The 10,088-nt window shown below is 69.2% G+C and carries 11 protein-coding genes; all 11 read left to right on the top strand.

Going from position 1 to position 10,088, the window contains the following annotated elements; translation table 11 throughout:
* Positions 1–283 precede the first annotated feature (283 nt).
* The 11 genes from AC1Q7O_RS25180 (at position 284) to AC1Q7O_RS25130 (ending at position 10,073) form a co-directional block, all read left to right on the top strand.
* Positions 284–2,824 carry a phage protease gene (locus AC1Q7O_RS25180; RefSeq protein ID WP_492661680.1) on the top strand — a complete coding sequence of 847 codons (2,541 nt, stop codon included), beginning with the start codon at positions 284–286 and terminating at the stop codon, positions 2,822–2,824.
* Positions 2,825–2,918: 94 nt separating this feature from the next.
* Positions 2,919–3,314: a hypothetical protein gene (locus tag AC1Q7O_RS25175; protein ID WP_492661681.1), complete on the top strand. Its 396-nt coding sequence runs from the start codon at positions 2,919–2,921 to the stop codon at positions 3,312–3,314.
* Positions 3,315–3,339: 25 nt separating this feature from the next.
* Positions 3,340–3,951, top strand: coding sequence for a hypothetical protein (locus AC1Q7O_RS25170; RefSeq protein ID WP_492661682.1), 612 nt, complete (start codon positions 3,340–3,342; stop codon positions 3,949–3,951).
* Complete coding sequence (locus AC1Q7O_RS25165; protein WP_492662762.1) at positions 3,948–4,505, top strand: hypothetical protein; 558 nt, start codon at positions 3,948–3,950, stop codon at positions 4,503–4,505. The genes AC1Q7O_RS25170 and AC1Q7O_RS25165 overlap by 4 nt, the downstream gene beginning before the upstream one ends.
* Complete coding sequence (locus tag AC1Q7O_RS25160) at positions 4,502–4,954, top strand: hypothetical protein (protein WP_492661684.1); 453 nt, start codon at positions 4,502–4,504, stop codon at positions 4,952–4,954. The genes AC1Q7O_RS25165 and AC1Q7O_RS25160 overlap by 4 nt, the downstream gene beginning before the upstream one ends.
* On the top strand, positions 4,947–5,315 hold the full coding sequence (locus AC1Q7O_RS25155; RefSeq protein ID WP_492661685.1) for a hypothetical protein: 369 nt from the start codon (positions 4,947–4,949) through the stop codon (positions 5,313–5,315). The genes AC1Q7O_RS25160 and AC1Q7O_RS25155 overlap by 8 nt, the downstream gene beginning before the upstream one ends.
* 1 nt (position 5,316) lies before the next feature.
* Positions 5,317–5,487, top strand: coding sequence for a hypothetical protein (locus tag AC1Q7O_RS25150; protein ID WP_492661686.1), 171 nt, complete (start codon positions 5,317–5,319; stop codon positions 5,485–5,487).
* Between the two features lie 6 nt (positions 5,488–5,493).
* Positions 5,494–6,414: a phage tail tube protein gene (locus tag AC1Q7O_RS25145; RefSeq protein ID WP_492661687.1), complete on the top strand. Its 921-nt coding sequence runs from the start codon at positions 5,494–5,496 to the stop codon at positions 6,412–6,414.
* A gap of 7 nt (positions 6,415–6,421) precedes the next feature.
* A complete protein-coding gene (locus tag AC1Q7O_RS25140) occupies positions 6,422–6,808 on the top strand; it encodes a hypothetical protein (RefSeq protein WP_492661688.1) in 387 nt (128 codons plus the stop codon).
* A gap of 41 nt (positions 6,809–6,849) precedes the next feature.
* Positions 6,850–7,194 (top strand): DUF1799 domain-containing protein, encoded by a 345-nt coding sequence (locus tag AC1Q7O_RS25135; protein WP_492661689.1) that lies wholly within the window; start codon positions 6,850–6,852, stop codon positions 7,192–7,194.
* On the top strand, positions 7,191–10,073 hold the full coding sequence (locus AC1Q7O_RS25130; protein WP_492661690.1) for a phage tail length tape measure family protein: 2,883 nt from the start codon (positions 7,191–7,193) through the stop codon (positions 10,071–10,073). The genes AC1Q7O_RS25135 and AC1Q7O_RS25130 overlap by 4 nt, the downstream gene beginning before the upstream one ends.
* Positions 10,074–10,088 lie beyond the last annotated feature (15 nt).

The raw sequence follows: 10,088 nt of genomic DNA, 5'->3' as shown, positions 1-10,088 counted from the left end.
TCCCGCGACTTCTTGGTCATGGTCGCCGCCTCCCGTTGTGTGCGAGTGTGACAGCCTGATCCCAATCCCCTGCCGGTGATGACGGGCCCGCCTACTCGGCGGGCTTTTTCTTGGGCTTCAAGGTGTGAGCCGGTGACCCCTGCATTTGTCCGCCTGATCGGCCGACCATGGCCGCACGATGAATGCACTGGTTGTCTCCTGCCACTCACCTGGCATTTCGGCGCCTCGGGCTCTGGGCCTGGGGCGCCACTTTCTTCTGGCTGAAGACGGCGCTCCCGGACGGGTGCGCTTTCTGGGCCTGCAGGTGGAGTTGGCCGAGGGCGCGACCTCGAGCTGGGTGACGGTCACCCGCACCGGCTCGTTCACGGACCCACGCTACGGGCGTTTCGAGATCACCGACGCGATGCTGCGCCAGATGGTGTCGAACTTCGAAGCGAAGGTGTTCGGCCAGGACGTGTTCATTGACGTCAACCACAAGCCCGGTGACGGCGCGGCCGGCAAGGTCGCGCGGCTGGCTGTGGAGGGCGGCAAGCTGCGGGCACTCGTGGAGTGGACGCCGTTCGGCGTCGATGCGATCAAGGGGCGCGGATTCGCCTACCTGAGCGCCGAGTTCCATGAGGACTGGCACGACAACCAGCAGGGCGATGCGCATGGATGTGTGCTCCTGGGCGCTGGTCTGACCGTGCGGCCTGTCATCAAGCACCTGGACCCGGTGCAGCTCAGCGCTGCCGAGGGCGACGACGACAACGGCCACCGCACGGCCGTGCATCCCCAACTCATCAAGTCCCTGGAGTCATCCACCATGAACCATCTCGACAAGCTCAAGGCCAAGCTGCTGGCTCAAGGCCTCACTCTTGAACAGATCACCCCGCTGCTGGCTGAAGCCGAGAAGCAGCTGTCCGCCGCCGGCAACGACGAGGCGAAGTGCCTGGGCCTGGTGGACAGCTGGGAAGCGACCGGCAAGGCGCTGGCCGAGCAGATCAAGAAGCTCGGCACCGGCGCCAGCGGCCCGATTCAGCTCGCCGTCACGCACGGCGTGAGCGCTGCGGACGTTGCCGCCCAGGTCGCCAAGGTTCTGGCCGAGCGGGAAGCCACCGAGACGGCCAGCCGTACCGCGCGGGCCGCCAAGGTGAAGCTGCTCAGCGACACCATCGACGCCGACACGGCGCTGAACGAGGACAGCCGCAAGAAGCTGGCCGCCGAGGCCGGCGCGATGCTGACGGATGGCATGACCGACGACCAGGTGAAGCGCCTGGCCGAGTTCATGCTGACGCAGGCCCGCAGCGCCAGCGCCGCCGTGCAGCTGGCCACGCTGGGCTTCCGGCCGGCGTCGGGCAATGTGCACATCGAGGTGGGCCAGCCCGGCGAGATCAAGGCGCTGCAGGAGCAGGTGGACCGCCGGCTGGGCCTGGCCGGCATGCCCGCGGCGCTGCGCTACGCGCGCACCAACGGCGTGCTGCTGGACCACAACAAGGCCCTGGCCGAGAAGGCGCTGGCCTTCTTTGACCAGACCCATGGTGCCCGCCTGATGGCCGAGCACAAGATGCTGAGCGGTGGCATGACGGGCATCTCCGATGTCGCCGTGCCCATGGTCTACGAGCGCACCGTGCTGCGCGAAATGCTGTACCAACTGCTGGGTGCGAGCTTCTGCGACGTGGGGACCTACACGTTCAGCAACGTCGTCAACATCTTCTACAGCTACCGCGACACGACGGGCGCCGGCATCAACGACACGCGCACCTATGAGCTGCAGCCCATCAAGAGCGCCAGCATCAAGGAAGCGATGGAGGAAGCCCGCCCCATCCCCCAGAAGCTGGCGTACCAGATCTCGAACGAGATCCGCTACCTGCTCGCCGCGGCTCCCATCGACTACGACCCGCTGACGGAGAACACCAAGAACATCATCCGCATCGTCGGCGAAGACACGGACCGCATCATCCACAACGAGCTGCTGAACGCGGCGGATGAGTACCTGTGCACCACGTTCACCGACACGCTGACCGCGCAGGTGAATGGCGCCAACGGCGTGTTCGTGCTCACGAACTGGCCCGTGGTGCGGCCGCGCCGCATCTACGACCTGCAGGGCAACCAGGTCGGGGTCACGCAGAACCCCGTGGTCGTGACGCTCGGCGGCACCGCTCGCAGCGAGTACGTGTCGGGCGTGGCGCTGTCGGCCGGCACCTACTACGTGCTGGACTACAACCTGGGTGAGCTGCGTTTCGTCACCGAGAACGGCGTGCCGGTCATCCCGAACAACGCCACCGCGCTGACCCTCTCGGGGTCGCGTGCCACCAACGTGGCCAAGGTTGACCTGTACCCTGGCACGGCCACGCCGACGCTGCTGCAGACCCAGACCGTCTACGACGCGATGCTGCTGCTGCTGGGCGCCCGCAAGGTGGCGATCGAGAACGACCGTTACTACGCGGCCAACATGCTGCTGATGAGCGGCGCCGTGGACAACGCGCTGAGCCAGGCCACCACGTTCCAGGCCAACAGCTCGCGCGTGGGCACCGGCCTCGCGGCCGATGGTTCGGTCGGCCAGGTCAAGGGCATGCCCAACTACAACACCAAGGCGCCGGGCCTGAACATGGGCGATGTGCGCACGCTGATCGGCGAACGCGGCAACACGCGGTTCCGCATGCTGAAGCCGTTCAGCATGCAGCCGAACATGGACCAGTCGAAGGACTCCAACGGCCGGTTCCTGGGCGCGCAAGGCAACTACGGCGAGCAGTACATCGCCTGCCACACGCCGACGCAGCGCAAGGGTGCGATCACGTCGACGGTTCAGTTCAACAGCGCAGCCCGCGTGGCACGCGTCAGCTGATCCACCTCACAACCCACCGCCGAGAGAGCCGTTCCCCGGGGCGCCGTGAGTGCGCCCCGGGTGTCGGGGACCGGTGGTGAACCTGGAGAGCCGCATGAAGCGCGTGATCTCGAACGACTCCCTGGTGCCCACCATCGTGCTGGGCCACCTCTTGCAACCTGGCCAGAGCCGGGACGTGGATGTGCCAGACGAACTGGTGAGCGCCATCCCGGAAGGCAGTCCGCCAGCCGTCAATGCGCCGGCGCAGAGCTCGCCGGAGGGCGACCACGCCGGCCATGGCAAGCCCGACTGGCCCGGAAAGCTGCTGGCCCTGCAGGCGCTGTCGGTCGCCAAGCTGAAGCCGGAGCTGGACGGCCTGGTCGCAGACGAGCTGCAGACCCTGGCACAGATCGAGGAAGCGGCCGAACAGCCGCGGTCCTCGGTGCTGGAGCTGCTGGCCGCTGCGCAGCTGAAGCTGGCCCGCGCAGCCGGCGGCGGCGACCCGACCTGAGCCGGAGGCGAGCGTGGCGGGCGGCATGAACATGGCGGACCTGGTGACCGACCTTCGGGCGTCGGTACATGACGCCGCCAGCGTGCTCAAGGGGGTGGACGATTTCCCTCGTCTGCTGCGCATCGCCGCGCTGGCCATGGTGGGCAAGCGCCCGCGCACGCTGCTGGGCCAGATCACGGTCACGGCTGGTGTCGAGGCCTATGCGCTGCCGAGCGCGCTGAACGAGTCGCTGGCGCGCTACAAGACCCATGCCTGGGCGTCGGGGGCGATCAAGCCCTGGTGCCCGGGCTATCCCGGCGCGGTGCCGCGCGTGAGGCAGGAGGGGGCGCCCGGTGCCTGGCAGCTGGTGTTCGACCCCGCCCCGACCGCTGCGCAGATCGCGGCCTGGGGCAGCACCTTCAAGTTCTGGTACTTCGCCACGCACGTTCTGGGCGAAGACGCCCAGCAGACCACCATCGGTGCAGTCGACCGCGGCCTGCTGCTGCTGCGCGCCCAGGCTGAGGCCATGCGCGAGCTGTCTATCCACGGAAGCAGCAAGGCCGTGCAGCTGAAGGACGGCTTCAGCGGGACGGCCCGCAACAGCACGCCGGCGGCGCTGTACCAGGTGCTGCTGCGCGAGTGGGAGTCCGCAGCGTGAGCGGCCTGCAGCACAACGCGCCGGAGGTGGCCCGGGGATTTCGGAGCGCAGGCACGGCCGTGGCGCAGCACGTTCGCGCCGAGCTGGCGCGGCTCACGGCCGATGTCACCGCCCGCATGAAGGTGGAGGCGCCGAAGGACGTCAGCGTGATGACCAACAGCGTCACCGCCGAGCGTGAGGGCGCCTGGGCGGTGCTGATCGGGCCGCACAGCGTCTATGCCAAGTGGGTGATCGGCGGCCGCAGGCCGGGCAAGGGCCTGCCGCGCTTCGCCCAGGGACTGCCGGCCGTGGAGTGGCTGCGTCGCCGGCTGGTGGACGCTGCCCGAGCCGCCAACCCCAAGTTCCGCAAGCGCAGCCGGGCCGGCGATGCGCTGGAGATGAGCCTGGAGGCCCGCTACATGGCCTGGAGCCGTGCGGTGAAGGCGCGTGGCATCAAGCCGAACCCCTTCGTGGCCAGGACGGCTGACGCGTTCCGCGACGCCGTGCCCAATCGCCTCGAGGCGGCCGTGCGCGCCGGCGTGCAGGCCTTCAACGCACAACGGGCGGGCGCGTGAGCCTGGACGCCCTGACCACCATCACCGCGCTGCGGGACAGCCTGGCGGCGGCGCTGCCTGGGCGCCTGGTGGTGCGTGGCGTGCGCATGCCGGACGGGCCGCTGCCCGGCGGTGGCGTGATGGATGACGACGCGCTGCGCCAGGGTGTGTTCTGCATCGCGGCCGCCGAGATGGGCGACTGGCAGACGCACCTGCAGCGGGAAGGCGAGAACGGCACGCTGCAGTTCGTCGTCGTGTTCTACGGCCGGCTGTCGCTGGCCGAGGACGACACCGACACCGAGGCGGTCGAGAACATGGAGCTCACGGCGCTGAACGAGCTGCTGGGCTGGGTGCAGAGCGTGAAGCCCGAGCCCATTGATGCCGTCTACCCCAAGACCGCGAGCTTCAGCCAGGGGCTGGATGCCCCCGTGGGCTGGCTCGTCATGCGCATGGAGGCGCTGTATGTCTGAAACGAAACCCCGCACCGTGGTCGAGAACTTGCAGAACGCTGTGGACGAGACCTCGCTGTGGCTGTTGTTCGCCCTCATTGGCGGCGCAGGTGCATCGATGCTGGCCCTGGGCCTGCTGCTGCGCTCCAACGAGACGCTCACACGCCGCGTGGTGCTGGGCACGCTGCTGCACAGCGTGGCGTGGGGCGCCGCGGTATTCATGCTGGGCTACAGCCGCTACGTGGATGACCTGCCGTTCCTGCTGGGCCTGGCGATCTTCAGCGGCATGGGCGTGGCCAGCTTCCTGGACCTGGTGCTGCTGCTGGTGAAGCAGCGGCTGGGCATCAGCGTGTCGATCAACCCGCCTGCGAAGGAGAACTGAGATGGCGAAGAACACCGCCGCGGCGCCGGTTGCCGCGCCCGAGACCCCCGCCGCGCCCGCGCCGCTGCCGATGCCCTCGGTGGGCGGCTGCTGGGTGCGCCACCCGGACGGCACGCTCAGCCGCGACCTGAGCGAGCACCCCGAAGAGGCGCCCGGCGCCGAGAAGGAGTAAGTGGCCATGAAGTCCAAGCTGCAGATGCTGCTGGCGAAGATCGAGACGACCTACGCCACCGACCCCACCCCCACCGCGGCGGCCAACTGGCTGTCGGCGCAGAACATCGAGGTCAACCCGGTCGAGATGGAGACCGACGACCAGGCCACCGTCTCCAACACGTTCGGGCAGGACGAGAAGATCGTCGGCGCGATCTGGAGCACGGTGAGCTTCGACGTGCCGCTGCGAGGTTCCGGCGCCGCCGGCACCGCGCCGAACTTCGACGTCATTCTTCGGTCCTGTGGCATGGCCAAGGTGACGGCGGCCGGCGTCAGCGTGACGTACAGCCCCATCGACACCGGTGACGAGAGCTGCACGCTGTACTGGTACATGGACCAGGTGCTGCAGAAGATGACCGGCGTGCGTGGCAGCTGGGAGCTGAAGGTGAATGCCAAGAAGCAGGTGCTGCTTGGCTTCAAGGGCATCGGCCTGCGCTCTGCCATGACGGACAGCGGCGGCATCCCGGCGCCCACCATCCCCACGCTGCCGCGCCCACTGGCCATGAACAAGGCCAACACGCAGGTGACCATTGGCGCCTACGCGCCGCAGATGAGCACCTTCACGGTCACCCAGGGCAACGACGTGCAGTACCGCAACCTCACGGGCCGCGAGGACGTGACGATCGTGGACCGGCTGAGCAAGCTCAGCGCCAGCATCGAGCTGCCGCCCGTGGCCACCAAGGACTTCCTGGGCGCCAACGGTCTCATCAGCACCGCGGCGACCGACAGCTTCACGGTGACGCACGGCGCCACCGCCGGCAACATCGTCACGCTCACGGTGCCCAAGGCGCAGCTGTTCACGCCCAAGCTGGGCAACGAGCAGGGCCAGGCCATGCTGAGCTGCGAAGGCCACATCGTGCGCAACAACATGACGCTCGCGTTCACCTGAGGCAGCCATGACCGACGCCAACAATCCCAAGGCCCCCGACTACGTGCTCGGCGCGGCGCTGCCGCTGTTCAGCTGGACGGTGCGCGTGCCCGTGCCCGGCAACGACCAGTACCTCTACGCCCAGCTGCCGCTGCTGTTCCAGGCCGTCGACCAGGACGAGCTGGACTGGATGCGCGGCCTGCGGGTGGTGGAGGATCGGCCGATGCCGACCGAAGCCGAGGTGGTGCAGCAGGTGGTGAAGGGGTGGCCTGCGCTGCGCGATGCCCATGGCAACGAAGTGCTCTTCAGCCCCGAGGCGCTGGCGAAGCTGATGGCTGCGCCCATGGTGCGGGTGGCCACCGTCGCCACCTACTTCGCGGCGATGACCGGGACGGCCGCAAGAAAAAACGTCTAGACGCCGCCAGGCGCTGGGCGGCCGAGTTGCGGCGCGGCCGGGTGAAGGACCAGCGCGCCGAGGACCTGCAGCGGTTTGGCGTCGACCCGGCCGCCGCGCAGGCGTTCCTGGCCGCTGAGGCTGGCGACGACCCGGACGACCCAACGCAGGCCGGCGGCCCGCCGCTGGTGGTGTGGGCCGACAACTGGCCAGCCGTGAAGGCCTGGGTGGCGCTGGAGAACCGGTGGCTGCTTGGACCCGATGGGCAGATGCGCGCGCTGGACCTGTGCCAGCTGGAGGCGCTGCTGCGGCTGGAGCGGCCCAAGCACCCGCGCCGCCTGGCGCGCCAGCTGCTGGAGATGGAGCGGGCCGCCGTTGCCGCGCTTGATACGGAGGACCCCTCATGACCGATACCGTGCAGACGCTGGGCGTGCGCCTCAATGCGCAGGGACTGCCCGAGTTCACCAACGGCATGAGCCTGGGTGCCGCCGCCACCGAAGCTGTGGGAAAGAAGGCCGACGCCGCAGGCAAGGCCCTGGGTGGCAACACCGAGCAGATGAAGGCCAGCGGCAACACGGCGCGCCAGACGGCGGCCGCGTGGCGTCTGCTCCCTGCGCAGATGACCGACGTGGTGACGTCACTGGCCAGCGGGTCGCCGGCATGGCTGGTGGCCATCCAGCAGGGCGGCCAGATCAAGGATTCGTTCGGCGGCGTGGGGCCGATGTTCAAGGAACTGGCCGGCGCGTTGACGCTGAGCCGTGTGGCCATCGGCGGCACAGCGGCGGCGGTGGGGCTGCTCCTCTACGCCTACGCCCAAGGGGAGAAGGAGGCCCGCGCCTATCAGCTCGCCATCCTGGGCACCGGCAACGCCGCCGGCACCTCGGCCGGGCAGTTGCAGGACATGGCGCGCGCTACCGAGGCATCTTTGGGCTCTCAGGGTAAGGCTGCGCAGGCGGTGACGGCGCTGGCCGCCACTGGCGAGGTGGCGAACCGCAACCTGGGGGCCTTCAAGGACACCGCATTGCGCATGGAGCGCGAGCTGAGCACGCCGCTGGAGGAAACGGCCCAGCACTTCCAGGAACTGGGCCGCGCGCCGCTGGAGGCGTCATTGAAGCTCAACCGCGGCGTCAACTACCTGACCGCGGCGGTCTACGACCAGATCCGTGCTCTGCAGGCGGAGGGCAAGGTGCGCGAGGCGGGTGAGGTGGCGCAGAAGGCCTATGCCGCGGCGATGGATGAGCGGACGAAGAAGGCGGCCAGCGGCCTGGGCACGCTGGAGCGCTGGACGCGCAATGTGGGCACCGCCGGCAAGTGGATGTGGGACCAACTGCTGGACATCGGCCGACCCGACACGCTGCAGCAGAAGCTGGACAAGACGAACGCCAAGCTGCGCGAGATCGAGCAGAGCCGTCGCAGCTCGCTGGGCATGTCCTACGGCGTCTACGGCGGCTCGGTGCGGCAGGAGGAGGCCCGGCTGCAGGCGGAACGCGCAGCCACCAACCGCGCCATGCTCAACGAGGCCGAACAGGGCGCCAGCGACGCCAGCAAGGTGGCGCAGATGCAGCAGGAGCTGCGAGACCGCGAGCGCGCCAACGTCGAGGCCGGCATTGCCGTTGAACTGGCGCAAGCAACGTCGGCCGCCGCGCAGCGCCAGGCCGTGGCCGAGCTTGACCTGGCGCGGGCGCGTGCCATCGGTACGGCGCGTGCCAGCCAACTGGCGGTGCTGAATAGCGCGCTGGAGGACCAGCGGCAGCGAGACGTGGTGAGCCTCTCGGACTACTACGAGCGGCGCGCCGCACTGGAGCAGCAAGGCCTGGCAGCCGAGATTGCGACCGTCGACGCCGAGATGCAGGCCGAGCGACGCCGTGCGGACGCCCGGGCCAAGCAGCTGGACGCGCAGATCGCTGCCGAAGCGCGGCGCCAGGCCGAGAACCCGGCCGAGGCCGCCCAGCAGCAGGCACGGCTGATCGAGCTGGCCGCGCAGCGCCAGGCGCAGGGGGTGGAGACCGAGTCTCGGCTGACCGAACTGCGTGCGCAGCGTGGCCGGTTGGAGGTGCAGCAGGCGGAATCTGCCCGGGACGCGGAGCGCCAGTCAGCTGCAGCCAGCGCGGCCGTCACTGAGCGCTGGCTGGAGGACGTTGACCGCCGCCGCCAGGCGCTGGCCCAGCTCAACGACCAGCAGCAGCAGGCCAACGCGGCCACCGCAGTGGACCTGATCGCCGACCCCTACGCCCGCGCCGCGGCGAAGGCGAGGCTGGACATCGATCAGCTGAACCGCTACTACACCGAGCAGCTGGCCGGCCTGCGGGCCCGCTTGCCGGCGCTGGACAGCAGCGATCCCGACCAGGCCGCGGCCGTCCGCCGGCAGATCCTGCAGGCCGAGCAGCAGAAGAACGACGCCATCGTGCTGCGCCAGAAGCAGCTCACCGAGGATCTGAAGCCCGAGTGGCAGCGCCAGTTGGAGGCCTGGAGCGACCACACGCGGCAGATGCGGGAGGCCTTCGACGAGTTCCAGAGCGGCTGGCTGGACTCCGGACGCAACGCGTGGCAGGAATACCTGCGGACGGGGAAGATGAACGTCGATTCGCTGGGCGCTTTCATGCGGCAGCAGTTGGGCGATCAGGTGTTCAAGCAGGCCATCGCCCCGACGTTCAGCCAGATCGGGCAAGGCATCGCGACCCTGTTGGGCATGGGCAGCGGCCCGGGCGACGGGGGCGCAGAAGCCGCGCTGATGGGACAGGCCGGGGAAAGCACGGCGCGCAGCCTGAACACCGCGGCAGTGAACACCAGCACCACGGCCATGAGCAGCCTGGCCCTGAGCGCCAACAGCGCGGCATCGGCGCTCACGGCCGTGGCGGCCTCGGGAGGCGGCAGCAGTGGGGTGGTGGGCCTGCTTGGCAGCATCGGCAGCATCTTTGCCGGCGGCGGCAGCGGCGGTGGCGCGCCATCGGATGCCGAAGCTGCGGGCCTGATCGGCGGCCGAGCCTCGGGCGGTGATGTCCAGCGCGGGCGGATGTACGAGGTGAACGAGCGCGGGCCGGAGCTGCTGTCGGTCAACAACCGCACGTACCTCATGATGGGCGGCAAGGATGGCTACGTGGTACCCAATGGGCGGGGCGGCCAGCGCGGTGGTGCGGACGGGCGCGGCGGGCTGCAGCTGACCTATGCGCCCCAGATCTCCATCGACAGCCGAAGCGACCGCGCCGACGTCGAGCGGCTGGTGAGCCGCGCGGTGCGAAGTGGGCAGGTCGAGCTGATGGACATGATGCGGCGCGGTCAGGCCTGACGGCTGCAACCCCTG

This window comes from Roseateles sp. GW823-FHT07B05 (assembly GCF_058794515.1).
Note: the sequence above shows the minus strand (reverse complement) of the source record. Positions and strands in the feature narration are given on the sequence as shown.